Consider the following 25,125-nt stretch of genomic DNA (forward strand, 5'->3'; position numbering starts at 1 on the left):
TTGGAAATCCTCTGTGCCTCTGTGCCTCTGTGGCTGTGTTTGTGCGCGAGGATCTATCCGTGCTGAGCTTCCTGCTCAAACGCCTGGCCACGCTGGTGCCGACGCTGATCGGCATCACGATCGTCGCCTTCGGCCTGATCCGCCTCGTGCCCGGCGACCCCATCGAGGTCATGATGGGCGAGCGCCGCCTGGACCCGGAGACGCACGCGGCCCTGGTCAAGCGCATGGGCCTGGACCAGCCGCTGCCGGTGCAGTACGCGGACTATGTCGGCAAGCTGCTGCACGGCGACCTGGGCCAGAGCCTGGTCAGCCGCGAGCCGGTCAGCAAGGAGTTCGCAGCGCTGTTCCCGGCCACCGTCGAGCTGGCCACGGCGGCGCTGATCTTTGCCGTGGGCTTCGGGCTGCTGCTGGGCGTCAGCGCGGGGCTCAAGCGGGGCTCGCTGCTGGACCAGGGCGTCATGGGCACGGCCACCATCGGCTATTCGATGCCAGTGTTCTGGTGGGGGCTGATCCTCATCATGTTCTTCTCGGTCAACCTCGGCTGGACGCCGGTGTCGGGCCGCATCGGCATCGAGTTCGACCCGGAGCGTGTGACCGGCTTCATGCTGATCGATTCGTGGCTGAGCAGCGAAGAGGGTGCCTTCAAGTCGGCGCTGATGCACCTGATCCTGCCGGCCCTGGTGCTGGGCACCAGCACGCTGGCGGTGGTGGCGCGCATGACGCGCTCGTCGATGCTGGAAGTGCTGCGCGAGGACTATGTGCGCACGGCCCGCGCCAAGGGCCTGTCGCCGACGCGCGTGGTCGTCGTGCATGCGCTGCGCAATGCGCTGATCCCGGTGCTGACGGTCGTCGGCCTGCAGACCGGCAGCCTGCTCGCCGGCGCGGTGCTGACGGAGACCATCTTCTCGTGGCCGGGCATCGGCAAATGGCTGATCGACTCCATCGGCCGGCGCGACTATCCGGTCGTGCAGGCCGGCATCCTGATCTCGGCGCTGACCTTCATAGCCGTGAACCTGATCGTGGATGTGCTGTATGGGGTGGTAAATCCGCGGATTCGGGGAGGCGGTCACTGATGAGCGCTGTCCTCGACAAACCCATCGAGCCGCCCGGCCCCCTGCGCGAGTTCTGGCAAGGCTTTGCCGCCAACCGCGGTGCCCTGGTCGCGCTGATCGTCTTCGCGCTGATCGCCGTTGCCTCCCTGCTCGCGCCGCTGATCGCGCCGCACGACCCCATCGAGCAATACCGCGATTTCATGCTGACGCCGCCCATCTGGGCCGAAGGCGGCAACACGCGCTTCCTGCTCGGCACCGACGAGCTGGGCCGTGACATGCTGAGCCGGCTGCTGCATGGCGGCCGGGTGTCGCTGGGCATCGGTCTGGCAGCCGTCGTCATGTCACTCATGCCGGGCGTGCTGCTGGGGTTGCTGGCGGCCTTCTTCCAGCGCTGGCTGTCTCCCGCCATCATGCGCGTGATGGACATCGTGCTGGCTCTGCCGGCCCTGCTGCTGGCCATCTGCGTCATCACCATCCTCGGCCCGGGCCTGGTCAACACCGTCATCGCCATCGCCATCGGCGCACTGCCCGGCTATGTGCGGCTGACGCGCGCCGCGGCCCTTGGCGAGATCGGGCGCGACTATGTGACGGCCAGCCGCGTGGCGGGCGCCCATGTGTGGCGGCTGATGTTCATCACCGTGCTGCCCAACTGCATGGCGCCGCTGATCGTCAATGCGACGCTGAGCTTCTCGTCGGCCATCCTCGAAACCGCCGGCCTGGGCTTCCTGGGGCTGGGCGTGCAGGCGCCAACGCCGGAGTGGGGCACGATGCTGTCGTCCGCGCGGGACTACATCACCCGCGCGCCTTGGGTCGTCACGCTGCCGGGGCTGACGATTTTGGTGAGCGTGTTGGCGATCAACCTGATGGGCGACGGGTTGCGCGATGCGCTGGATCCGAAGTTGAAGAAGGTGGCGTGATGGGCTGGCGGGGAAACGATGTGTTGATGCCTACGCCCAGCCGGGATTTCGCCCCGGCGGGCGACCTACTTTTTGCGCCGCCAAAAAGTAGGCAAAAAGCTCTCCCCTGCAAAACCGCCCCTGTCGGGGTGCCCTGCGATGCTCGAAGCCCGGGGCCGCGCCCAACTCACTTCGCTACGCTCCGTTCAGACAAAGGGGCGCGAAGTCAGAGCTTGAGGCTCGCTGCGCTCGCGCCCCGGGCTTCTGCGCTTCTCGGCGGTTTAGAAGGGGAGGCTCCAGGAACAGCCGGACAGCCAACAGCCAAGCCCCAAAGCCGTTCGCAACGAGGTATTCCTCTTCCCCCCTCTGAGCCTGCCGAGGAACGGAAGGCCTTGAGGCCGTGCGCGCAGCGCACTTCGTGGACTGACTCCGCGCAACTGTTTGACCGTAGCGTAGCGAAGGGAGTTTTGCGCGGGGCCTCAAGGCCTGAGTACCGCAGGGAACCCGAAGCGCAGCGCAGGGCGGGCGGATCGGGGGCGGTTTCTTTGGTTACTTTCTTGGGCGCCCAAGAAAGTGACTCGCCCGCGGGGGCGAAATCCCCGCTGGGCCTGGCCATCAACCCAAACCACCGATGAGCCTCCTCCAAATCAAGAACCTCCGCGTCCAGTTCGGCAACTTCCCCGCCGTCGACGGCGTGGACCTGACGCTGGACGCGGGCGAACTGCTGGGCATCGTCGGCGAATCGGGCTCGGGCAAGTCGGTCACGATGCTCGCGCTGATGGGGCTCATCGACGCACCGGGCAAAGTCACGGCGGACGCGCTGGAATTCCAGGGCCGCGACCTGCTGAAGCTCAACGCCTCCGAGCGCCGCGCGCTGATCGGCCGCGACGTAGCCATGGTGTTCCAGGACGCGCTGAGCAGCCTCAACCCGAGCTACACGGTCGGCGCGCAGATCGCCGAGGTGCTGAAGGCGCATCTGGGCCTGCGCGGAGCCGCAGCCAAGCAGCGGGTCATCGAGCTGCTGGAGCTGGTCGAGATTCCCGACGCGGCCAGCCGCGCCAGGGCCTACCCGCACCAGCTCTCCGGCGGCATGAACCAGCGCGTGATGATTGCAATGGCGATCGCCTGCGGCCCCAAGCTCTTGATCGCCGACGAGCCGACCACCGCGCTGGACGTGACCATCCAGGCCCAGATCATGGCCCTGCTGCTGAAGCTGCAGCGCGAGCAGGGCATGGGCCTGATCATGATCACGCACGACCTCGCCATCGTGGCCGAGATGGCGCAGCGCATTGCCGTCATGTACGCCGGCCAGATCGTCGAGACCGGGCCGGTGCCAGAACTGTTCGACGCACCGCGCCACCCTTATACGAATGCGCTGCTCGCCGCCATTCCCGAGCACAACAAGGGCGCCACGCGCCTGTCCGCCCTGCCCGGCATCGTGCCCGGCGCGCTGGACAGGCCCAAGGGCTGCCTGCTGTCGCCGCGCTGCCCGCGTGTGCAGCCTCGCTGCGTGGCTGAGCGGCCGGCCCTGGAGAACGGCGTGCGCTGCTTCTTCCCCGTCGAGGAGGCCGCCCATGTCTGAGCTCCTTCTCGAAGCCAACGACCTGGCCAAGCACTACACGGTCAGCCGCGGCCTCTTTAGCCCCAAGGCCACGGTGAAGGCGCTCAACGGCGTCAGCTTCACCCTCGCGCCGAAGAAGACCCTGGCCGTCGTCGGCGAATCGGGCTGCGGCAAGAGCACGCTGGCGCGCCAGCTGACGCTGATCGAGCACCCGACGCGCGGCGCCTTGAAGATCAGCGGCACCGATGCCGCGACGGCCGACAAGGCCACGCTGAAGTCGTTGCGCCGCCAGGTGCAGATGGTGTTCCAGAACCCCTTTGCCTCGCTGAACCCGCGCAAGACCGTCGAGACCACGCTGGCCGAACCGCTGCTGATCAACACGCCGATGACGGCACTGGAGCGGCGCGAGCGCGTGGCGGCGCTGGCGGCCAAGGTGGGCCTGCGGCCCGAGCACCTGCGCCGCTACCCACACATGTTCTCGGGCGGCCAGCGCCAGCGCATCGCGATTGCGCGGGCCATGATCCTGAACCCCGGCATCGTCGTCGCCGACGAGCCGGTCAGCGCGCTGGACGTGTCCATCCAGGCCCAGATCCTGAACCTCTTCATGGACCTGCAGGACGAGTTCGGCACGGGCTATGTGTTCATCTCGCACAACCTCAGCGTCGTCGAGCATGTGGCCGACGAGGTCATGGTGATGTACCTCGGCACAGCCGTGGAGATCGGCGAGAAGAAACGGCTGTTCGCCGCGCCACTGCACCCCTACACGCGGGCGCTGATGAGCGCGACACCGGCGCTGCGCAAGGCCGACCGGCGCGAGCGCATCGTCATCCATGGCGAGCTGCCCAGCCCGTTGAATCCGCCCAGCGGCTGCAGCTTCCACAAGCGTTGCCCGCTGGCCATTGCGCGCTGCAGCGAAGAGGTGCCGCTGCTACGCGAGGTGGCAGGCCGGCGCGTCGCCTGCCACGTCGTTTGACGTGACTCGCAGGTGAGGCGCGGCGGGCATAACCGCCGTACATGCCCCGCCGTCATTCCGTGATGCGCGGAGTGTTGCTCCGGTGCCGACTTCGCGGGCTTGGCCCCTGATGGGGTGTGACTTGCGTCGCAAGAATCTTTGCATTCGGCAACGCAAGGACAACACCATGAGATTCCAGCCCACTCCCATCACCTGTGGCTTCGCCGCCCTGCTGATGAGCCTGCAGGGCGCAGCCCTGGCCCAGCAGGCCAACGCCCCGGACAGCGCCAAGGCCAAGGCCGACGCGCAGGCGCTGGAGAAGGTCGTCATCACCGGCATCCGCGCCTCGCTGGAAAGCTCGCTGGACGCCAAGCGCAACGCCTCGGCCAACGTGGACGTCATCACGGCCGTGGACGTGGGCAAGATGCCCGACAAGAACCTGGCCGACTCGCTGCAGCGCGTCGTCGGCGTGGCGGTGCGCACGGACTACGACGAGGCCGAGAAGGTCGCCATGCGCGGCACCAACCCCGACATGTCGCTGATCCTGTTCAACGGCCACACCGTCTCTGGCGGTGACTGGTACCTGTCCGACCAGGCCTCCAGCAGCCGCTCCACCAGCCTGTCGCTGATGCCCTCGTCGGTGCTGAACTCGGCCACCGTCTACAAGACCTCGCAGGCCAATATCCTGGACGGCGGCTTGGCCGGCACCATCAATGTGACGACCCGCAAACCCCTGGACAATCCGAAGGGCTTCAGCGGCGTGGTCAGCGCCGGCGCCGTGTACGCCGACCTGCCCGGCAAGACCAGCCCGCAGCTCAACGCCAGCCTGAACTGGAAGAACGAAGACAGCACGCTGGGCTTCATCGGCCAGGTCTTCGCCGAGAAGCGCTACATCCGCCGCGACACCGCCTCGCGCTTCGCCTACGGCGCCAACTCCGGCTGGGACCAGATCAACACGGCCACCATGCTGGGCATCACCGACGCCTCGCTGGCAGGCACACCCTACAAGGCAGCGGACTTGAACGGCGTGCGCCTGCCCGGCTCGATGTCCACCGAATTCGTGGAAGGTGTGCGCGACCGCAAGGGCGGCATGTTCTCCGGCCAGCTCAAGCCCGCCAGCAATACCGAAGTCGGCCTGACCGGCTTCTACTCCAAGATGAACGCAGCCAACTTCGGCCGCGCGACCATGGGCGCCATTTACCAGATGCTGGCCGGCCAGTCCGGCCCGCTGGGCGGCACCACGGCCACCAACGTCAACGGCCAGCGTGTCTATGCCTCCATAAAAAACCCGGTAATCGTCGAAGAGGAGACCATCTACGGCCACAAGCTGCGCGTGCTGAAGTCCGCGGAAATCTCTTACGCGAACGGCCTGCCGGCCCAGTACGCCGGCGACTCCGAAGGCTTCTACCGCAGCGGCGCGTACGCCAGCTCCGGCTTCCTGGACCTGGATGGCAAGTGGGTCGTCAATGACAAGCTGACCCTCAAGGGCCTGCTGAGCACAACCAAGGGCGTCGGCCACACCGACATGGACCGCGGCCTGACCTACTCGCGCTACGGCCAGGGCATCAAGTACGACATCACCGACCTGGAGAAGGCGCCGGACTTCAGCTGGATCAACGCCGGCAGCGGCACCACGCCCCTGGCCAGCAGCGCGGCCGCCGGCACGCCCGGCTACCGCCTGACCGGCCGCAGCGGCCTGAACCGCTACCACACCATCGACAGCGAGAAGAGCTTCGCCATCGACGGCGAGTACACGCAGGACAGCGGCATCTTCAGCTCGATGAACTTCGGCTTTCGCAACGCCGATCACCGCCGCCAATACGGCCTGTCGACCGTGGCCTTGAAGTCCGCTTTCGTGGCAGCCAACGCGCCTGACCCGGCCCTGGCCGTGCCCTACCCCGGCGACTTCGGCCAGTACCTCGGCGGCAACTTCGACAACTCCGGCTTCTATTTCTCGCGGGACACGCTGACCAGCCTCTTCGGCGACCTGGCCAAGCAAACCAACTCTCAATGGGAGCGCCGCATCTCCGGCTCCATCGACCTGCGCGAAGTGCAGAGCGCGGCCTACCTGATGCAGAACTTGGAAGGCGAGAAGTGGTCCGGCAATGTCGGCCTGCGCCTGGTGCGCACGACCGTCACCTCCCGCACCCCCGTGCCGATTCCGGCAGGCGCCTGCCTGCGCATCGAGCCGGGCAAGCCCTATGTGCCCTGCGCCGCCTACCCGGACGCCATCCTCGACGTCAGCGAAGGCCAGCCCTACTACGACAACGTGCCCTTCAACGGTGCCACGGGCGTGATCTACCGAAAGGAGAGCACCCGGCGCACATTCGACGACATCCTGCCGAGCCTGAACCTGCGCTATGAGTTCGCCACGGGCCTGGTCGGCCGCCTGGGCCTGTCCAAGACCATCGGCCGCCAGAACTACAACCTCTACGGCGCTACCTATTCAGCCCAAGCCTGCAACTCGCAGGGCTGCACGGTGACCGGCCCGAACCCGAACCTGACGCCGATGAGCTCACGCAACCTGGACATCTCGGTGGCCTGGTATTACGACAAGCGCGCCATGCTGGCGCTCTCCGGCTTCAGTTCGCTGATCGACGGCTACGCCAAGACCGGAGGCACGTCGTCGGGCCAGACCGTCGAGCTGTACGACGGCACGACCAACCAGTACCGCACCTACCTGATCAACAGCTCAACGCAGCAGAAGGCCCGCATCCGCGGCCTCGAGCTGTCATGGGAACAGCCGATCGCCTGGGGCTTCGGCTTTCAGTCCAACGCCAGCTACACCGAGACGCGCGTCGAAGACGGCCGCCCGATGACCGGCGCTTCCAAGATTGCCGGCAATGTGGGCGGGTACTGGGAAAACGACGTGTTCAGCGCTCGCCTGGTCTACAACTACCGCGGCAAGTACGTGTCGAGCACCACGGCACCGTCCCCGACGGCCAACAGCCAGGGCAATTCGACCATCGGTGGTGTGCTGATGCCTTCCGCGCCGACGATCGCGGCACCGGTGTCCAACGTGGCCTTCTCGGCCAACTACAACGTCACACCGGAATTGCAGATCTCGTTCAGCGCCACCAACCTGACCAACCCGGTCCGCGCCACCTATCGCTATAGCGAGGCGGAGCAGCAGAAGGTCGACGCGTCAGGCCGCCAGTACTACCTGGAGGCGCGCTACAAGTTCTGAGACTTGCCTTGGCGCATCCTCGGCGCATCCAGGAAAGGCCGGCCTTGCGCCGGCCTTCTTCATTCCTCAGCGGTTTCTCTTCTTCGACACTTCATTGCCGACGACGCCGCCGGCCGCAGCGCCGATGGCGGCACCGGTGGTTGTGCCGGTCACCGCGCCGCCGACGACAGCGCCAGCCGTGGCGCCGACGATGGTGCTGGTCTCACGGGACGACATGCCCGCACAGGCCGTCAGGGCCAGCGTCGCGGCTGCGGCGAGGGACAGGACCGTCACGCGCCAATAGGCGCCATTCGGGCTGGAAAACGTTGCAAAGCTGTTCATGGTCTGCTCCTTGAGGGAGGTGATCAGGTGAGTCAACTTTCGTCGCCAGCCGCCGGCGCCGGAACCAGCCCAGGGGCCGATGAGGCGTGGGACTTGTCCTAGCGTACAAAGCAAAGAGCCACCCGAAGGTGGCTCTCGTCCTACAGGGCTTGTCAGCCAGTCACTTGGGCGCCGAGGCGGCGTCGGCCATGCACTTCTTGATGTGGCTCTTGGCTGCGGCGCCATGCAGCTTCTTGTCGGCGGCAGACTTGTCGCAGGCGGCGCTGGAAGGAGCAGCTGCGGGCGCAGATGCTGCAGCGGCGCCACCGGACAGGCATTCCTTCATGAAGGCCTTGCGCTCGTCACCCTTCTTGCCGCCGGTCTTGGCCTCGGCATTGCAGGCCTTCATCTTGTCCTGCTGCGGCGTGGCCTGGGCCCCAAAGGCAACGGCGGCACAGGCGAGCAGGATGGCAATTCGTTTCATCGGGAACTCCTTCTTCGGGAGGTGGATAGGCGAGTCAATTCAAGCATGCGCCCATGACACTGCCAAGCCGTGTTTCATCGGCGTCACAGAATTCTTCGCGGATGGTGCAGAGCCTCGTGGGCCGCGTGAAGGCGGCGCACCAGCACGCGGATGAAACCGCGGTCGAAGCGGTGCTGGCATTCGGGGCTCAGCTGGCCGACGGACTCGGGCGTGAAGCAGATCGTCGTGCACTCCTGGCTGACACGGATGTCGGCGCTGTGCCGGCGCAGGTCGGGGTTGGGCGCCAGATAGGCCATCTCGCCCACCGAGGTGCCCTGGCCCAGCGAGGCCACCAGCCGGCCGTCGCGGAAGACCTGGACCTCGCCCTGGGCAATGATGTGAAAGCTGTTGCCCTCCTGGCCGCGCCTGAATAGGGCATGGCCAACGGGGTAGCGCTTCCAGCGCGCGCGCCTCACCACCTCCCACAGCTGCACGTCGCCAAAGTCGGCAAAGAACTCCAGCGAGCGCAACAGGTTGAAACGTTCGGAGTCACGCACCTCGCCGAGGCGGTTCAGCGGCACCTGCTGGCTGGCCACCAGCGCCGACAAGGCCTGCGCAAAGCTCTCCCAGTCGGCGAAGCGCTCATGCGGGTTCTTGGCCAGCGCGCACAGCACGACGGCATCCAGCCCCTCGGTGACGCCCTGGCGCTGGCCCATCAGCGGCAGCGGCGGCTGGTGGTAGATCTGGTGCATCAGCGCCATCTGGTGCGGCGCATCGAAGGGCGGGCGGCCGCTGATCAGGTGGTAGAGCACGGCGCCCAGGGCGTAGATGTCGGCACGGCAGTCGACATCGCCGCCCTCGATCTGCTCGGGCGGCATGTAGGCGAGCGAGCCGACGCGGTGGATCTGGGTGGAATCGGCCAGCAGGTTCAGCGCCGAGCCGAAATCGCTGACCTTGACGTCGACGACCTGGCCGCCTTGGTCCAGCACGGCCAGCAGATTGGCCGGCTTGACGTCGCGGTGGATGACGCCCTGGCGGTAGACATAGCTCAGGGCCATCGCGCACTTGAAACCCAGCTCGACGATCTGGTCCAGCGGCAGCAGGCGGTCGCTGCGGCAGAAGTGCTTCAGCGTGACACCGGGCACGTACTCCATGACGAGATAAGGCGCGGCCTCCTCGGACACGGCGTCGACGATGGCCACGACATTGGGGTGGTGCAGCCGCCCGGCCAGGGCCGCCTCGGCGCTGAAGAAGCGGTTGCTGAAATCGCTGGCCGGTGCATTGGGCGGCGGCGCCCAGGCGCGCATGCGCTTGATGGCCACCTCCTTGTCCTGGAAGGGATCGCGGGCCAGGAAGACATCACTGGTTGCCCCCTCGCCCAGGCGCTTGAGCACCTGGTAGCGGCCGATATGGGCGGGCAGATCGTCAGCAGAGGCGGTCATCGCGAGGCATGATACGGGCCGCTCCTGGAGGTGCCGGCCCTTGTTCTCCCACGTATTTCTCGGTACTCGTGACTTCGAGCGCGCCTTGGCGTTCTACCGTCCGTTGATGGCACTGCTGGGCGTGGCCGAGCGCTTCTGCGAACCCGAAAAACCTTGGGCCGGATGGCAAAGCAGCCCCGGGCCACGGCCATTGTTTCTGCTCGGCAAACCTTTCGACGGCGAGGAGCACGTGCCCGGCAATGGCCAGATGGTGGCGCTGCTGGCTGCCGATCGCGCGCAGGTGGACCAGGCCCATGCGCTGGCCCTGGCCCACGGCGGCCGCTGCGAGGGCGCCCCGGGGCTGAGGCCCCAGTACCACGCGAACTACTACGGCGCCTATTTCCGCGACCCGGACGGCAACAAACTCTGCGTCGCCTGTCACGAGTCGACGGCCGGCTGAGTCGGCGCCGCCGGCGGCTCATGCGTTCAGGGGCTGCCTCCTAGAATCCCGCCCATGATCCAAGCCAAGCAGGCGCTGCTCGCCGCACTCGCCGACTCCCTCCAGGAAATTGCCCCCGGATCGAACGCCGCCGTGGCCTTCGAATCCCCCAAGCAGGCCGCCCATGGCGACTTCGCCTGCACCGCCGCCATGCAGCTGGCCAAGCCGCTCAAGGCCAACCCGCGCGAGCTGGCCACCCGACTGATCGCCGCGCTCGAAGCCAAACCGGCCTTCCAGACCTGGGTGCAGGCGCTGGAGATTGCCGGCCCGGGCTTCATCAACATCCGCCTCAAGCCCGAAGCCAAGCAGGCTGTCGTCGGCGAAGTGCTGGCCGCCGGAGCGAAGTTCGGTCACCGCGCGCCCACGGCCAAGCACGTCATGATCGAGTTCGTGTCGGCCAACCCGACCGGCCCGCTGCACGTGGGCCATGCCCGTCAGGCGGCGCTGGGTGATTCGCTGTGCTCGGTGTTCCAGAGCCAGGGCCACGACGTGACCCGCGAGTTCTATTACAACGACGCCGGCGTGCAGATCGCCACGCTGGCCAACTCCACGCAGATGCGCCTGAAGGGCTTCAAGCCCGGTGACGCCGAATGGCCCGAGGCGGCCTACAACGGCGACTACATCCAGGACATCGCCGACGCCTTCCTCGCCAAGGAAACGGTCAAGGCCGACGACCGCGAGTTCACCGCCTCGGGCGACGTGAACGACCTGGACAGCATCCGCCAGTTCGCCGTCGCCTACCTGCGCCACGAGCAGGACCTGGACCTGCAGGCTTTCGGCCTGAAGTTCGACAGCTATTTCCTGGAGACCAGCGTCTACGCCGGCGGCCAGTTGGAGAAGACGGTCGAGCGCATCGTCGCCAATGGCAAGACGTATGAAGAAGGCGGCGCGCTGTGGTTCCGCTCGACCGACTACGGTGACGACAAGGACCGCGTGATGCGCAAGTCCGAGGGTGGCTTCACCTATTTCGTGCCGGACATCGCGTACCACATCAACAAGTTCGAGCGCGGCTACACGCAGTGCATCAACATCCAGGGCACCGACCACCACGGCACCATCGCCCGCGTGCGCGGCGGCCTGCAGGCGGTCGACATGGGCATCCCGCAGGGCTTCCCGGACTACGTGCTGCACAAGATGGTCACGGTCATGAAGGGCGGCGAGGAGGTCAAGATCTCCAAGCGCGCCGGCAGCTATGTGACGCTGCGCGACCTGATCGACTGGACCAGCCGCGACGCGGTGCGCTTCTTCCTGATCAGCCGCAAGGCCGACACCGAGTTCGTCTTCGACATCGACCTGGCACTGAAGGCCAACGACGAGAACCCGGTGTTCTACGTGCAGTACGCCCATGCGCGCATCTGCTCGGTGATCCGCAAATGGGGCGGCGACGTGTCCACCATCGCCGACGCCGACATGAGCCTGCTGACCGCGCCGACCGAGGAGGCGCTGATGCTCAAGCTCGCCGCCTATCCCGACATGCTCGCGGGTGCCGCCGCCGGCATCGCGCCGCATGACGTGGCCTTCTATGCCCGCGATCTGGCGGGTGCGTACCACTCCTACTACGGCGCCGAACGGGTGCTGGACCAGGCACCCGAGCTGAGCCGCGCCCGCGTCGCGCTGCTGGCCGCGACGCGCCAGGTGCTGGCCAATGCACTGGGCATGCTGGGCGTCAGCGCGCCCGAGCAGATGAACCGCGATATTCCTGAATCTGCCGAATCCCTCACGGAGAACGAATGACTGCTGTCTCGAAACCCGCCGGCCAAAAGAACCAGAAAGGCGGCTTCGTCCTCGGGCTGATCGTCGGCCTGCTGGTGGGCCTGGCCGTTGCGCTGGGCGTGGCCCTGTACATCACCAAGGTGCCCATCCCCTTCGTGAACAAGGTGCCCCAGCGCACGGCCGAGCAGGACGCCGCCGAAACCGAGCGCAACCGCAACTGGGATCCGAACGCGCCGCTGGCCGGCAAGGCCGCCCGCAGCGCCAGCGGTGTCGTCAACGCGCCGGTGGCGACTGCGCCGCCGCCGCCGCCCAGCACGAACGCCAGTGCGGCCGCCGCGACGGCCAGCGCCGCCGCCACGGCAGCCCTGCCCCCGCCTGCCAAGCCAGCCGCCAAGGCCGAAGCACCCGCCTCCGCGCCCACCGCGACAGCTGCCGCCGGTGCCGACGCCTATGTCTACTTCGTGCAAGCCGGCGCTTTCACCCGCCCCGAAGAGGCCGAGTCCCAGAAGGCCAAGCTGGCCATCCAGGGCTTCACCGCCAAGGTCATGGAGCGCGAGCAGAACGGCCGCACCGTCTTCCGCGTGCGCCTAGGCCCCTCGGACACGCGCGAGGCCGCCGAAGACTTGCAGCGCAAGATTGAAGGGGCTGGCTTCGAGGCCAATCTCGTTCGTGTACAACGCTGACCCAACCACAGCCTGAAGGATGACTGCCGCCATGAAGCGCCGCGATTTCTCCGCCCTGCTCGCCTCCGCGCCCCTCGCTGGTGCTGCCGGCAACGCCCTCGCCCAGGGCGGCCCCATTGAAGGCCGCCAGTACCTGGTGCTGAACCCGCCACTGCCCACGACGCCGGGCAAGATCGAGGTGATCGAGTTCTTCTGGTATGGCTGCCCGCACTGCAAAGTCTTCGAGCCGGCCATCGAGGCCTGGGCCAAGCAGTTGCCGGCCGACGTGGCCTTCCGCAAGGTGCACGTGGCCTTCCGCGCCAACGTCAAGATCCACCAGCGCATGTTCTTTGCGCTGGAGTCCATGGGCAAGGAAGCGGCCGCGCGCCCGGCCATCTTCAATGCCATTCACCAGCAGGGCCTGGCCCTGGACGACGCCAAGAGCCAGGCCAAGTTCCTGGCCCCCATGGGCATCGACCCGGCCAAGTACCAGGACGCCTACAACTCCTTCGGCGTCGTCACTAAATGCGCCCAGGCGGAGAAGCTGTCCGAGGCCTATCACATCGACGGCGTGCCCAGCATCGGCGTCGGTGGCCGCTTCCTGACGTCGCCCAGCCAGGCCGCCGCCGGCCAGCGCCTGCCCGAGGAGGAGCTCGGCCAGAAAGCGCTGCAGATCACCGAATTTCTGATCCAGCGCGTGAGGAACAAGGCATGAGCGCCGCGCCGGGCCGCCCCAAGCAAGCTCGCTTCCGCTCAGGCGGTCAGGCCGCAGGCCGAAGGGTGCCAACATGAAGCGCCGGGAAGCCACCGCGATCCTGATCGCAGGCGGCTTCGCGCCAGCCGTGTTCGCCCAGGGCGGCCCGGTCGAGGGCAAGCACTACGCGCGCCTGGGCCAGACCCTGCCGGGCACGCCCGGCAAGATCGAGGTCATCGAGTTCTTCTTCTACAAGTGCCCGCACTGCAATACCTTTGACCCGCTGCTGGAGGCCTGGGTGCACCAGCTGCCGGCCGACGTGAGCTTTCGCCGCGTGCCGGTGGGCGCGCAGCTCGTGCTCAAGCTGCACCAGCGCATGTACTACGCCCTCGAGGCGATGGGCGCGCTGACGCCGGCAGTGCACGGCGGCATCTTCAGCGCCTTCCACCGTGGCGGCGTCGAAGCCAATGACGAGGCTGCCGTCGTCGCCCTGGTCGGCCGGTTGGGCGTGGACACGGCCAAGTTCAAGCAGGCCTTCGGCTCCTTCGGCGTGCAGGCCAAGGTGCAGCAAGGCATGAAGCTGGCCGAACTGAGCGGCGCCGACAGCACGCCGACGCTCGTCATCGGCGGACGCTGGCGCACCGACCCTGGCATGGCGGGTACGCCCGGCCAGAGCGAGGTGGCCCAGGGCCAACAAGCGCTGGCCGTGGCGGACTTCCTCGTCAAGATGGCACGCGCTGGCAAGGTTTCCTGACGGACTTGCCGCCTGGGAAAGGCTGGGGACGGCAACCGGCCCCTAGAATGGCCTGCAACTTCCGTGCCGCCATGCCCCGCCAACTGATCCCGCTCGCCGCTGCGCTCACTCTGGCGCTCGCCTTCTCCGCCGCCCAGGCGGAGAAAGCCGATCGGCTCAAGCCCATGGTTTTCACGGCCGACAAGGAAGGCCGGATCGACAGCGTCAACCAGCGCACCGAGCTGTTCGGCAACGTCATCATCACCAAGGGCACGCTGATGCTGCGCGCCGAGAAGGTGGACGTGCGCGAGACCCGGGACGGCTACCACCAGGCCTATGCCAGCGGTGCAACCGGCCAGCCGGTCAGCTTCCGCCAGGCGCGCGACACGCCCGGCGAAGCCATCGAAGGCCATGCCGATCAGCTCGAATACGACACCAAGTCCGAGACCGTGCGCTTCATCGGCAATGCCAATGTGCGCCGCATGAACGGGGCGACGGTGGCCCAGGAAGTCACGGGCGCCGTCATCATCTATGACAGCCGCACCGAGGTCTTCGCGCTGGAAGGCGGCAGCGCCTCGCCCAACCCGAATGGCCGCGTGCGCATGGTGCTGATGCCGCGCGCCCAGCCCGACACCCCGGCCTCGGCGCCCCCGGCAGGGCTGCCGCTGCAGCCATCCACGACGATCACACCGCCGAAATCTCCATGACCACGGCCGAACCCGTCACCAGCCGCCCCGCGGCGGAATGCGGAAGCCGCCTTGAGGCCGAGGCGCTGGCCAAGACCTATGGCGTGCGCAAGGTCGTCAAGAATGTCCATGTGCGCGTGGACTGCGGCGAGGTCGTCGGCCTGCTCGGCCCCAATGGCGCGGGCAAGACGACCAGCTTCTACATGATCGTCGGGCTGGTGCGTTCGGACGCCGGCGTCATCCGCATCGACGGCGCCGAGGTGCAGCGCCTGCCCATCCATGCCCGCGCCCGTCTGGGCCTGAGCTACTTGCCGCAGGAAGCGTCGATCTTCCGCAAGCTGACCGTCGAGCAGAACATCCGTGCGGTGCTGGAGCTGCAGCAGGACGAACGCGGCAAGGCCCTGTCCAAGGCACGCATCGACGAGCTGCTGAACAGCCTGCTGCACGACCTCTCCATCGAAGGCCTGCGCGACAGCCCGGCGCCGGCGCTGTCGGGCGGTGAGCGCCGTCGCGTCGAGATCGCCCGGGCGCTGGCAACACAGCCGCGCTTCATCCTGCTGGACGAGCCCTTCGCCGGCGTCGACCCCATCGCGGTGCTGGAGATCCAGCGCATCATCGGCTTCCTGAAGGCGCGCGGAATCGGCGTGCTGATCACGGACCACAACGTCCGCGAGACGCTGGGCATCTGCGACCGCGCCTACATCATCAGCGAGGGCGCCGTGCTCGCCGAAGGCACGCCCGACGAGATCGTGGCCAACGCCGACGTGCGCAAGGTCTATCTCGGCGAAAACTTCAGAATGTGATGAGCCCCTCGTCCAGTCTTGCCCTGCTGAACGCGGGCCAGCCTAGCCGGTCTTGCAGACCGCGCTGCGGCTTGCGCCGCATCCCTTCGGCAGGCACATCGCGCCCACTGGGCGCAATGTGTCCGGCCTCAGCCCCCGAGGGGGCGGCGATGCTTGCGGCATCGAGCCGCAAGCACATCGCCATGGCGGGCCGGCTTGGTGAACTGGAGTCGGACACAAGCAGTCCCTGCGGACTGCTTGTGCCTACGACAGGCCATGGGCCTCTGGCCCATGGCAGCCCAGCGCTCGGCCCGAAAGACGTCGCGCCATGAAGCAGACGCTCCAGGTCAGGCTCAGTCAGCATCTCGCGCTGACGCCCCAGCTGCAGCAATCCATCCGGTTGTTGCAACTGTCCACGCTGGAGCTGCACCAGGAAGTCGAGCAGATGCTGGCCAGCAACCCGCTGCTGGAGACCGAAGAGGAATTCACCGTCAGCACGCCCGAGCTGGCCAGCAATGCGCCGGCCGAAACGTCGGCTGCGGAAACCAGCAGTGACACCGGCGCCGAAGCAGAGACCGCCGAGGCGCCCGAGCTGAGCGGCGAGGACTTCGGCGGCACCGAGCGCGAGGACTGGGAGAACGGCACCGAGAAGGACGACTTCGACGGCATCCGCGAGCTGCCCTCCAGCAGCGGCAGTGGCAGCGGCGACGACGACGGCGAGCGCGAGAGCCAGGAATTCGCCGAACTGACGCTGGCCGAGCACCTGGCCGAGCAGCTCGCCGGCCACCACCTGTCGCCGGAGGACCGCGCCGCCCTGCAGGTGCTGATCGAATCGCTGAACGAGGACGGCTACCTCGAAGACCCGCTCGAGGAGATCGCCGCGGCCCTCATCGAGGACGAAGAGACTCGCGAGGACCTGCTGGACCGCCTGCGCATCGCGCTGCGCCTGCTGCAGAGCCTGGAGCCCGCGGGCATCGCCGCACGCGACCTGTCCGAATGCCTGGTGCTGCAGCTGCGCGCCTGCCCGAAGTGCCCTGCCCAGGTCATCGCCATCCTGATCTGCAAGGGTCATCTGGAATTGCTGGCCCGCCGCGACATGCGCCGCCTGATGGCCGAGACTGGTGCCGACGAAACCATGCTGCGCGAAGCCCAGGGGCTGATCACCCAGCTCGAGCCCAAGCCCGGCCGGCGCTTCACTCAGGGCGCCGCGGCGGCCATCGTGCCGGACGTCATCGTGCGCAAGAGCGGCCGCGAATTCCGCGTCATGCTCAACCCCGAGGTGGCGCCCAAGCTGCGCATCAACGACCTCTATGCCAACGCATTGCGCGCCACGCGCGGCGGCATCAGCAACTCGCCGCTCGGCGGCCAATTGCAGGAGGCGCGCTGGTTCATCAAGAACATCCAGCAGCGCTTCGACACCATCCTGCGCGTCAGCCAGGCCATCGTCGAGCGCCAGCGCGGCTTCTTCACGCATGGTGCGCTGGCCATGAAGCCGCTGGTGCTGCGCGAGATTGCCGACGAGCTCGGCCTGCACGAGTCCACCATCTCGCGCGTGACGACGGCCAAGTACATGGCCACCAGCTGGGGCACTTTCGAGCTGAAGTATTTCTTCGGCTCAGGGCTCAGCACCGAGGCCGGCGGCGAGGCGTCCAGCACCGCGGTGCGCGCACTGATCAAGCAGTTCGTCGCCGCCGAGGACATCAAGAAACCGCTGTCCGACAGCGCGCTCGCGGCCATGCTGGAAGAGCAAGGCATCCAGTGCGCGCGGCGCACGGTGGCCAAGTACCGCGAGGCGATGAAGATCGCGCCAGCGAATCTGCGCAAGGCGCTTTAGGCGCCGCTTCGCCTTCAGCCCTGCGGCAACGCGCCCTTGCGCCACTCCCTCGGCGACTGCCCCGTGTGCGCCCGGAAGGCGCGTGACAGCGCCGCCTCGCCGCCGTAGCCCACGTCCGCCGCGATGTGCTTGAGAGCCCGCCCTTCGCGCAGCCCCTTCTGCGCCAGGCCGATGCGCCAGCGCTGCAGGTAGACGCCCGGCGTGCAGCCGACGACGTCGCGGAAGGTGTTGGCGAATACGGTGCGCGACATGCCGGCCTGCGCCGCCAGCTCCTCCAGCGGCCACTCGAGCTGGGGTGAGTCATGCAGGGCCACCAGTGCCCCGCGCAGCCGTGGGTGTGACAGGCCGGCCAGCATGCCCGACTCCACCTGGCCCTGCGACATCAGCTCGCGCAGCACCCAGATCATCAGCACCTCGAACAGCCGGTTCAGCATCAGCTGGCGGCCGCAGTGAGTGGCTTCGGCCTCGGCGAACAGCTGGCCCAGCACCGGCGCGCAGCTCGGCACCGCCGCCAGCGGCAGGCAGACCCAGGGCGGCAGCGCCGCGGCGATGGGGTGGCTGGCGCCGCCTTCGAAGGCCATGTGGGCACAGACGAACTGGGCGCCGCAACTCGGGTCCGTGACGAAGCGATGCGCCAGCGGGCGCGGGTAGAGCAGCAGGCTGGGCTTGTCGATGCGCAGCAGCTCCGGCGCGCCGTGGTGCACCTCGACGCCGCCCTCGCGGATCAGGTGCAGCTGGCCGCGCCCGGCCTGGGGCTCCAGGCTGTTGACGCCGCACAGCGGGCCGGTCTGGAAGGTCTCGGCCCGCACGGCGAAGTGCGTGAAGAGGGCGGCAAGTCGGTCGGCCATGGTCAGTACGAATTGCAAACTAAGACGTACCAAATGGTATTTCAAGTACGAGCTTCATCGGCAAAGTTCGTTCTGTCGCAAGACAAACAAACCCCACCCCAAGACACCGACTTCCAGGAGCCCGCCATGACCCGCCAACCCAGCTTCAACCGCGCCGTTTTCCAGCTGCTGTTTGCCAGCGCCGCCCTTGTCGGCACCGCAGCCGACGCGCAGTCCTATGTGACGGACCCTGAGTCGGGCACCAACGTCAGCGTGGCGTCCACCGTCTCGCGGGCCGAGGTACTGGCCGACCTGAAGGTCTACCAGGAGTCGGGCCTCGCCGCTGCCGAGCGCGCCGCAGCTGAGACCGGCCAGGACACGCCCGCCCTGCTGGCCGCACGCCAACGCTACGCCACCCTGCGCCAGGGCGACCGCTACGCCGCCCTGGTGGCCGAGTACGCCGCGCGCCGCGGCGAAGCCCACCGCCCCGCCTGATCGCCACGCCCCAACCCCATCACTTTCGAAAGCCCCCCATGAACGCCTTCACCCGCCTCGCTCTCGCCGCCACCATCGCCATCGGTGGATTCGCCGTCCAGACCCAGGCCCTGGCCGCCCCGACCAAGGCGGCCATCGCCAGCCCCTACGTGGCCGCCAACGACGGCACGCCCCTCTACGTCAAGGACTGGGGCCCGAAGACCGGCCCGGTCGTCGTCTTCAGCCATGGCTGGCCGCTGAACGCGGACAGCTGGGAGTCGCAGATGCAGTTCCTGGCCGACAAGGGCTACCGCGTCATCGCCCATGACCGCCGCGGCCATGGTCGCTCGGGCCAGCCCTGGGCGGGCAACAACATGGACCAGTACGCCGACGACCTCGACGCCGTGCTGCGCGCGCTGGACGTCAAGCGCGCCACGCTGGTGGGCTTCTCCACCGGCGGCGGCGAAGTGGCCCGCTACATCGGCCGCCATGGCACTGCACGCGTCGCCAAGGCCGTGCTGGTGAGCGCCGTCACGCCCATCATGGGCCAGAGCCCGACCCACCCCGAAGGCGTGCCCACCGCTGTATTCGACAGCCTGCGCAAGGCCTCGCTCGACAACCGCGCCCAGCTCTACAAGGACATCGCCGGCGGCCCCTTCTTCGGCTTCAACCGCCCCGGTGCCAAGCCTTCGGCCGGCCTGGTCGACAGCTTCTACGTGCAGGGCATGCAGGCCGGAGCCAAGGCCACCTACGACAGCATCGAGGCCTTCTTCCATTCCGACTTCCGCGCCGACCTGAAGAAGTTCGACATCCCGACGCTTGTCATCCACGGTGCCGACGACCAGATCGTGCCCATCGAGACCACCGGCCGCGCCACGGCCAAGCTGGTCAAGGGCGCCCGCCTCATCGAGTACGCCGACGGCCCGCACGGCATCACCGACACGCACAAGGACCGCCTCAACCAGGACCTGCTGGACTTCATCCGCCAATAAGCCTCAGGGGAGCCGGGCAGTGCCCGGCTCGTCCTAGTCTTTGGACGGCCCGGTCTCCGGCGCCAGCGGCTCGAACACAAAGCGCATGCCGCGCGTGTAGCTCTCGGCCTTGGTGCCGGCATGACGCTCGCCGTCGATGGTGCGGTTCTGGAACACCAGGCCCGGGTGCTTCAGCTCCGGCAGCAGCGCCTGGTAGCGCTTGATGCCTGCCAGGAAGCCGGGCCACTCGTACTCCGCGCCGGTCACGTAGAGCCGCGCCTTGATGGCCTTGCCCGTCGCGGCATAGGCCTTGGCCTGGCCGATGATCCAGTCGTTGCCCATGACGACGGCCGGGCTGGCGGCGATATAGCCCTTGAAGAGATCGGGCTTGGCATACATCGCGTGCAGCGTGAACAGGCCGCCGAGCGAGCTGCCCGCCAGGTAGCGCTGGGCCGGGTCGGCGCGGTAGTCGCGCTCCATCAGCGGGAAGATGTCCTTTTCCAGTGCCGCGATGAACTTGTCGGCATTGCCGGTGCTGGAAGACAGCGGGTTCATGCGCACGGGCGACAGCTCCCAGCCGCGCAGCTCGCCGTAGTCGAGGTTGTCGCCGGCATAGCCCAGGCCCACCGTGATGAACTCCGGCACGACCTTGTCGTAGTTCAGGTTGTTGTACGAGGCGACGACGGTGGCGAAGTCCCAGTAGCCGTCGGTCACGTAGAGCACCGGATAACGGCGCTTCGGGTCCTTCGCAAACGACCCAGGCAGGTGGATGTGCAGCTGGTAGGTGCGGCCATCCGCGTTCTTGGGCAGGGCGCGCAGTTGCGTGTTGCCGACGGTGTGCGGCGGATAGGCAGGCGCCTGGGCGCTTGCCTGAAACGCGGTGAACAGGAAGGCGAGGGTCAGGACGATTCGCTTCATGGCAGGCGGCACACACGGATGATGGCAACGTTGTCAGTTTAGAGGGCGGCGACAATGCACCCCGTGAGCCTGCCCAACAAACTTTCCCTGTTCGTGTCCTGTGCCGGCGGCGTCGAGCCGCTGCTGGAGGAGGAGCTCAAGCGCTTCCTGCCGCCCGGTGTGCGCAGCAAGGTGGAGCCGCTGCGCGGCGGCTGCGGCCTGGTCGGCAGCCTCGAAGACGCGATGCGCATCAACCTGGAGAGCCGGCTCGCCCAGCGCGTGCTGATCGAGCTGATCGAGGGCCCCTACCGCCACGAGGAAGATCTCTATGCGCTGGCGCGCCGCGTCGACTGGCGCGACTGGATCACGCCGCGCGAAACGATCCGCGTCGACACCATCGCGCAGCGCTCGCCGCTGAAGAGCCTGAATTTCACGACGCTGCGCATCAAGGACGCGATCTGCGACCAGCTGCGCGAGCACACCGGCGAGCGACCCAGCGTGGACACGCACTCGCCCGACCTGCCGGTGCTGCTGCACGTCGGCCCCGAACGCGCGGCGATCTATGTCGACACCTCGGGCGAGCCGCTGTTCAAGCGCGGCTGGCGTGTCGACAAGGGCGATGCACCGCTGAAGGAGACCCTCGCCGCCGCGATGCTGGCCGCTGCCGGCTGGCGCGGTGAGAGCGCCCTGCACGACCCCTGCTGCGGCTCCGGCACCATCCCCATCGAGGCCGCGCTGATCGCCTGTGATTCAGCCCCCGGCCTGCTGCGCCGCTTTGCTTTCGAACGCCAGATCCCGTTCTCCACGCCCGCGCTGAAGGCCGCCTGGGGCGAGATGGCCCAGGCCGCCCGTGCCCGTGTCCATGCCCCCGCCGTGCCCATCTACGCCAGCGACGTGGCCTTCCGCATGGTCGACTTCGCGCGCCGCAATGCCGAGCGCGCCGGTGTGGCCCAGTACATCCAGTTCAACGGCGGCGACGCGCTGGAGCGGCCCGCGCCCCAGCTGCCCGAAGGCATGGCCGGCAGCATCATGATGAACCCGCCCTACGGCGAGCGCATCGAGGTGCGCGGCAAGGCGGCGATGACGCGTGACGCCGGCGGCAGCGAGGAGCGCGATGCCGGCGACGATTTCTTCCCGCGCCTGGCCGCGCATTGGAAGCGCCAGTACACCGAGAACCCCGCCGGCTGGACGGCCTGGATGCTGAGCCCCGACATGAAGCTGCCGAGCAAGATGCGGCTCAAGGAGTCTCGCCGCGTGCCGATGTGGAACGGCCCCATCGAATGCCGGCTGTTCCGCTTCGACCTGGTCAAGGGCTCGGCGCGCAAGGTCACCGAAGGCGATGCGCCCGCGTGAGCTGATCGCTGCCGTGGCGCTGGCGCTGGCTGCGGCCGCCGCCCAGGCCGAGCCCTGCACCCTGGTGTTCGGCCAGGGGCGCAACCCGCCGTTGAAGGACGGGCCGGACTGGGATGATCTGAACCAGCGCTTCAACGCCGCCGTCACCAATACCCTGGACGTCGAGGGTCGGCGCGTCATCCCGATGACGGCGTCCGCCGTGCAGGCCGATCCCGCGGCCGCCGGTGTCGCGCTGCTCGAACAGGCCGACAACCTTCACTGCAACACGCTGATCGAAACCGCCCTCTTTGTGGATCAGAACGACACGCTGGTGCTGCGCTTGCGCGTCTACCCGCTGCTGCCTACGCTGGGCGACGGCGGCGTCATCAACGGCCTGCGCATTGGCGCGCCGCTGTTCGTGACCCAGCGCGACCTCGCCTTGGCAGCGCTGGTGCGCCTCAAGCCCGATCTCGTCGGCCAGCAGATGGCGGCCGAATACCTTCAGCACGACCGCCGCTGACATTGCCCCCTCGCCCAGTCTTGCGGCGCTGAGCGCGCGCAAACCTGGTCGGTCCCCCGAGGGGACGGCGATGCTCGCGGCATTGAGCCGCAAGCACATCGCCAGTCGGGCCGGCTCGGTGAACTGGAGTCGGACACAAGCAGTCCCTGCGGACTGCTTGTGCCTACGGAAGGCCATGGGCCTCTGGCCCATGGCAGGCCCAGCGCAAGGCCGGCAAGCGCCGCGGCGCATAACGCGATCGGCACCAGGCTGGCCCAGTTCATCCACTGCCAGCCGCCCGTCGTGACGAGGGCGCCGGAAGAGAACGAGGTCAGCGTCATCGTCGCGTAGACGCCGGTATCCAGCAGCCCCTGCGCGCGCGTCTTCTCCTCGGGGCGGTAGGCCTGGGTGAACAGTGTCGTGCCGCCGATGTAGAGGAAGTTCCAGCCGATGCCGAGCAGCAGCAATGCGCCGAGGAAGTGGTCGCGGTCCTGGCCCGACAGCGCGAAGGCAACGCAGCCCAGGTTGAGCAGCACGCCCACCGACATGACGGGCAGCACCCCCACGCGCTTGATCAGGGGGCCGGTGAAGAAGCTCGGCACGAACATGCCCAGCACATGCCATTGCAGCACCATGCCGGCGTCAGCGAAGGGCAGGCCGCACTGGCCCATGGCGATGGGCGTGGCGGCCATCAGCAGGTTCATGACGCCGTAACCGAGCGCACTCGCGGCCAGCGCCACCATGAAGACCGGCTGGCGCAGCAACTCGGCGCTGCTGCGGCCGCCGGCACCGGGCGCGGGCTGGACGAGCGCGGGGAATTCGATCAGCGAGATCAGCACCAGCCCCGCCAGCGCAACGCCCATCAACAGCAGGTAGGCGCCGGCAAAGGGCGCCACCAGCAGATCCTTGCTCGCAGTGGCCAGCCAGGGCCCGAGGATGGCGCCCAGGCAGCCACCGCCCAACACCCAGGAGATCGCGGCCTCGCGCTTGGCCGGTGCGACGAGTTCGGTCGCCGCAAAGCGGTAGAGCGCCGCGTTGGCCGTGTAGTAGCCAGCGATCAGCGTCGCAATGACGACGCCCCAGAAGCTCTGGTGCAGCACGCTCCACAGCGACATCGCGCAGCTGGCGAGGGCGACGAGCAGGCCGATCTGGAAACCGCGTCGGCGCCCGAAGCGCAGCTGGTGGCGCCCCACCATGCGCGCCATCAACGCGCCGCCGGTCACATAGGCGCAGATCGGCAGCGTCGCCATCCATGGCCGCGGCGCCAGCGCCAGCCCCACGAGGCCGTTGATGGCCATGAAGCAGATGTTGTTGGTGAGGAAGAGGCCCTGGGCGAGGACCAGCAGCGCCAGTTTCCTGTTCACGTCAAGGCGAGCCAGGACAGCACCGCCAGCGGGGCGGTGTCCGCGCGCAACACGCGCGGGCCCAGCGTGACGGCCGCAAAGCCACGGGCGCGAGCGGCGTCCTCTTCGGCGTCGCTCAAGCCGCCCTCGGGGCCGCTGAGGAAAAGGGCCCGCTTCTGCGGGAAGGCCGCGACCGGCTCGGCTGCGCGCGGGCTCAGCAAGCCTCGCCATTCGTCGTCGCGATCCGGCAGAGCCGCGAGCCAGGTGGCCAGCGTCTGCACGGGCTCGATGCGAGTCGGCACCGTGCGCCCGCTCTGCTCGGCGGCCGCAACGGCCACGCCCTGCCAGTGGGCGCGTTTCTTGTCGGCCCGCTCGCCATTCAGGCGCAGCACCGAACGCTCGCTCATCAGCGGCTGAATGGCCGCGGCGCCGAGCTCGGTGGCTTTCTCGACCAGGAAGTCCATGCGGTCATTGGCCGGCATGACGACGGCCAGCGTCACCGCACGGGCCAGCTCGCGCTGCGGCCGCTCGGCCGTGAGGAGGCGAACCCGTACCTCGCTGCGGCCCATGGCGGTCACTTCGGCCTGCCATTCAGGGCCGCTGCCGTCGAAGAGGGTCAACGCGTCACCGGGTTGCAGGCGCAGCACCTGCACATGGCGGGCGGCACCGGGAGGCAGGGCGATGTCGCCGTCGGTCACGGCAAGCGGGGTATCGACGAAGAAGCGGGGCAAGGCGGATGGCGGGGCGTGACGAGCCCGCCAGTATCAGCGCAGGCCGAGGGCGTCGCGCACGGCCGCCGCAGCGGCCTCGCCCTTGGCTTTCTGCACGCGCTCGACGAGCTGCAGGGCGAGGGCTTGCAGCGCAGACAGGCTGTCGGCACGCTCGACCTCGAGCGCGAAGGCATAGCCCTTGAAGGGGCCGAGCAGCTTGGTCGCCTCACCGCTCAGATAGGTGTACAGGGCCGCGCGGTCGAGCAGCGGCGAGCCGCCGGCCGGCATCGAGGGCGCAGGGGCGGCCGCAGATGCAGCGGGTGCGGGGCTGGCCGCCACTGGCGCCGCTGGTGTCGGGGCGGCAGCGCGTGGCTGGCCGCCTGCACCTTGGGGTGCAATCAAGCCATGCTGGCTCAGCATCTCGAGGTCGGCCTCGCTCGCGCCAGCGACGAGGCGCAGCCAATCACTGGCCGCTTTGCTCGCGTCCAGTACGAGCAGCAGGTTGCGCGCGGTGCGCGACAGCGGCAAAGTCCGCGCGCGGATCTCGGCACGGCCAGCATCGGTTTTGGAATACAACAGGTCGAGCACGTTATCGGGCCTCGCCCACGATCGGCGTCACCGCTCGCAAGCCATGGGA

Annotated in this window: 25 protein-coding genes; 17 read left to right on the plus strand and 8 right to left on the minus strand. The window is 68.0% G+C overall.

The window, feature by feature from the left end; translation table 11 throughout:
• The first annotated feature begins 59 nt into the window (after positions 1-59).
• The 5 genes from ASC91_RS19295 (at position 60) to ASC91_RS19315 (ending at position 7,648) form a co-directional block, all read left to right on the plus strand.
• On the plus strand, positions 60-1,073 hold the full coding sequence (locus tag ASC91_RS19295) for an ABC transporter permease (RefSeq protein WP_056201289.1): 1,014 nt from the start codon (positions 60-62) through the stop codon (positions 1,071-1,073).
• On the plus strand, positions 1,073-1,969 hold the full coding sequence (locus ASC91_RS19300; protein ID WP_056200439.1) for an ABC transporter permease subunit: 897 nt from the start codon (positions 1,073-1,075) through the stop codon (positions 1,967-1,969). The genes ASC91_RS19295 and ASC91_RS19300 overlap by 1 nt, the downstream gene beginning before the upstream one ends.
• Positions 1,970-2,579: 610 nt before the next feature.
• Entirely contained in the window at positions 2,580-3,530 is a 951-nt protein-coding gene (locus ASC91_RS19305) for an ABC transporter ATP-binding protein (RefSeq protein ID WP_056200442.1), read from the plus strand.
• Complete coding sequence (locus tag ASC91_RS19310; protein ID WP_056200443.1) at positions 3,523-4,482, plus strand: peptide ABC transporter ATP-binding protein; 960 nt, start codon at positions 3,523-3,525, stop codon at positions 4,480-4,482. Before ASC91_RS19305 ends, ASC91_RS19310 begins: the two co-directional genes overlap by 8 nt.
• Positions 4,483-4,648: 166 nt before the next feature.
• Positions 4,649-7,648, plus strand: coding sequence for a TonB-dependent receptor (locus ASC91_RS19315; RefSeq protein WP_056200447.1), 3,000 nt, complete (start codon positions 4,649-4,651; stop codon positions 7,646-7,648).
• A gap of 66 nt (positions 7,649-7,714) precedes the next feature.
• Here ASC91_RS19315 and ASC91_RS19320 read toward each other — a convergent pair whose 3' ends face one another.
• The 3 genes from ASC91_RS19320 to ASC91_RS19330 form a co-directional block, all read right to left on the minus strand.
• Positions 7,715-7,969 (minus strand): YMGG-like glycine zipper-containing protein, encoded by a 255-nt coding sequence (locus tag ASC91_RS19320; protein ID WP_056201292.1) that lies wholly within the window; start codon positions 7,967-7,969, stop codon positions 7,715-7,717.
• Between the two features lie 160 nt (positions 7,970-8,129).
• On the minus strand, positions 8,130-8,432 hold the full coding sequence (locus tag ASC91_RS19325; RefSeq protein WP_056200449.1) for a PsiF family protein: 303 nt from the start codon (positions 8,430-8,432) through the stop codon (positions 8,130-8,132).
• 83 nt (positions 8,433-8,515) lie between these two features.
• The gene (locus tag ASC91_RS19330) at positions 8,516-9,853 is read right to left on the minus strand and encodes a serine/threonine-protein kinase (protein WP_056200452.1); all 1,338 of its coding nucleotides are present in this window, start codon (positions 9,851-9,853) and stop codon (positions 8,516-8,518) included.
• Positions 9,854-9,893: 40 nt separating this feature from the next.
• Between ASC91_RS19330 and ASC91_RS19335 the strand changes: the two genes are divergently transcribed.
• From ASC91_RS19335 to ASC91_RS19370, 8 genes are all read left to right on the plus strand, one after another.
• Positions 9,894-10,292, plus strand: a complete 399-nt coding sequence (locus ASC91_RS19335; RefSeq protein ID WP_056200455.1) for a VOC family protein — start codon at positions 9,894-9,896, stop codon at positions 10,290-10,292.
• A 54-nt stretch (positions 10,293-10,346) separates the two neighbouring features.
• Positions 10,347-12,065, plus strand: a complete 1,719-nt coding sequence (gene argS, locus ASC91_RS19340) for an arginine--tRNA ligase (protein ID WP_056200458.1) — start codon at positions 10,347-10,349, stop codon at positions 12,063-12,065.
• A complete protein-coding gene (locus ASC91_RS19345) occupies positions 12,062-12,727 on the plus strand; it encodes an SPOR domain-containing protein (RefSeq protein WP_056200461.1) in 666 nt (221 codons plus the stop codon). The genes argS and ASC91_RS19345 overlap by 4 nt, the downstream gene beginning before the upstream one ends.
• Positions 12,728-12,758: 31 nt before the next feature.
• A complete protein-coding gene (locus ASC91_RS19350) occupies positions 12,759-13,421 on the plus strand; it encodes a thiol:disulfide interchange protein DsbA/DsbL (protein ID WP_082532876.1) in 663 nt (220 codons plus the stop codon).
• Positions 13,422-13,494: 73 nt separating this feature from the next.
• Positions 13,495-14,154, plus strand: a complete 660-nt coding sequence (locus ASC91_RS19355) for a thiol:disulfide interchange protein DsbA/DsbL (RefSeq protein WP_056200468.1) — start codon at positions 13,495-13,497, stop codon at positions 14,152-14,154.
• Positions 14,155-14,225: 71 nt separating this feature from the next.
• Positions 14,226-14,840 (plus strand): lipopolysaccharide transport periplasmic protein LptA, encoded by a 615-nt coding sequence (gene lptA / locus ASC91_RS19360; protein ID WP_162247822.1) that lies wholly within the window; start codon positions 14,226-14,228, stop codon positions 14,838-14,840.
• A complete protein-coding gene (gene lptB, locus ASC91_RS19365; protein WP_056200473.1) occupies positions 14,837-15,622 on the plus strand; it encodes an LPS export ABC transporter ATP-binding protein in 786 nt (261 codons plus the stop codon). The genes lptA and lptB overlap by 4 nt, the downstream gene beginning before the upstream one ends.
• Positions 15,623-15,929: 307 nt before the next feature.
• The gene (locus tag ASC91_RS19370; protein ID WP_056200476.1) at positions 15,930-17,435 is read left to right on the plus strand and encodes an RNA polymerase factor sigma-54; all 1,506 of its coding nucleotides are present in this window, start codon (positions 15,930-15,932) and stop codon (positions 17,433-17,435) included.
• 14 nt (positions 17,436-17,449) lie between these two features.
• Here ASC91_RS19370 and ASC91_RS19375 read toward each other — a convergent pair whose 3' ends face one another.
• A complete protein-coding gene (locus ASC91_RS19375) occupies positions 17,450-18,283 on the minus strand; it encodes an AraC family transcriptional regulator (protein ID WP_056201295.1) in 834 nt (277 codons plus the stop codon).
• Between the two features lie 126 nt (positions 18,284-18,409).
• On the opposite strand from ASC91_RS19375, the gene ASC91_RS19380 reads away from it, so the two are divergent.
• Both ASC91_RS19380 and ASC91_RS19385 read left to right on the plus strand, forming a co-directional pair.
• A complete protein-coding gene (locus ASC91_RS19380) occupies positions 18,410-18,757 on the plus strand; it encodes a hypothetical protein (protein WP_056200478.1) in 348 nt (115 codons plus the stop codon).
• A gap of 38 nt (positions 18,758-18,795) precedes the next feature.
• Entirely contained in the window at positions 18,796-19,728 is a 933-nt protein-coding gene (locus ASC91_RS19385; protein WP_056200481.1) for an alpha/beta fold hydrolase, read from the plus strand.
• A gap of 33 nt (positions 19,729-19,761) precedes the next feature.
• On the opposite strand, the gene ASC91_RS19390 is transcribed toward ASC91_RS19385, so the two are convergent.
• Complete coding sequence (locus ASC91_RS19390; protein ID WP_056200486.1) at positions 19,762-20,625, minus strand: alpha/beta hydrolase; 864 nt, start codon at positions 20,623-20,625, stop codon at positions 19,762-19,764.
• 54 nt (positions 20,626-20,679) lie between these two features.
• Here ASC91_RS19390 and ASC91_RS19395 point away from each other — a divergent pair, with 54 nt between their 5' ends.
• Positions 20,680-21,957 carry a class I SAM-dependent RNA methyltransferase gene (locus ASC91_RS19395; RefSeq protein ID WP_056200489.1) on the plus strand — a complete coding sequence of 426 codons (1,278 nt, stop codon included), beginning with the start codon at positions 20,680-20,682 and terminating at the stop codon, positions 21,955-21,957.
• Positions 21,944-22,456 (plus strand): hypothetical protein, encoded by a 513-nt coding sequence (locus ASC91_RS19400; RefSeq protein ID WP_056200492.1) that lies wholly within the window; start codon positions 21,944-21,946, stop codon positions 22,454-22,456. The genes ASC91_RS19395 and ASC91_RS19400 overlap by 14 nt, the downstream gene beginning before the upstream one ends.
• Here the strand turns inward: ASC91_RS19400 and ASC91_RS19405 are convergent.
• The 3 genes from ASC91_RS19405 to ASC91_RS19415 are packed head-to-tail and all read right to left on the minus strand — an operon-like array spanning position 22,438 to position 25,076.
• Positions 22,438-23,799: an MFS transporter gene (locus ASC91_RS19405; RefSeq protein ID WP_082532826.1), complete on the minus strand. Its 1,362-nt coding sequence runs from the start codon at positions 23,797-23,799 to the stop codon at positions 22,438-22,440. The two genes, ASC91_RS19400 and ASC91_RS19405, sit on opposite strands and share 19 nt — an antisense overlap.
• The gene (locus ASC91_RS19410) at positions 23,796-24,509 is read right to left on the minus strand and encodes a 16S rRNA (uracil(1498)-N(3))-methyltransferase (protein ID WP_056200496.1); all 714 of its coding nucleotides are present in this window, start codon (positions 24,507-24,509) and stop codon (positions 23,796-23,798) included. Before ASC91_RS19410 ends, ASC91_RS19405 begins: the two co-directional genes overlap by 4 nt.
• Before the next feature lie 33 nt (positions 24,510-24,542).
• The gene (locus ASC91_RS19415) at positions 24,543-25,076 is read right to left on the minus strand and encodes a hypothetical protein (RefSeq protein WP_056200499.1); all 534 of its coding nucleotides are present in this window, start codon (positions 25,074-25,076) and stop codon (positions 24,543-24,545) included.
• Positions 25,077-25,125: the final 49 nt, after the last annotated feature.

Source organism: Pelomonas sp. Root1237, from assembly GCF_001425055.1.
GTDB lineage: Bacteria > Pseudomonadota > Gammaproteobacteria > Burkholderiales > Burkholderiaceae_C > Pelomonas.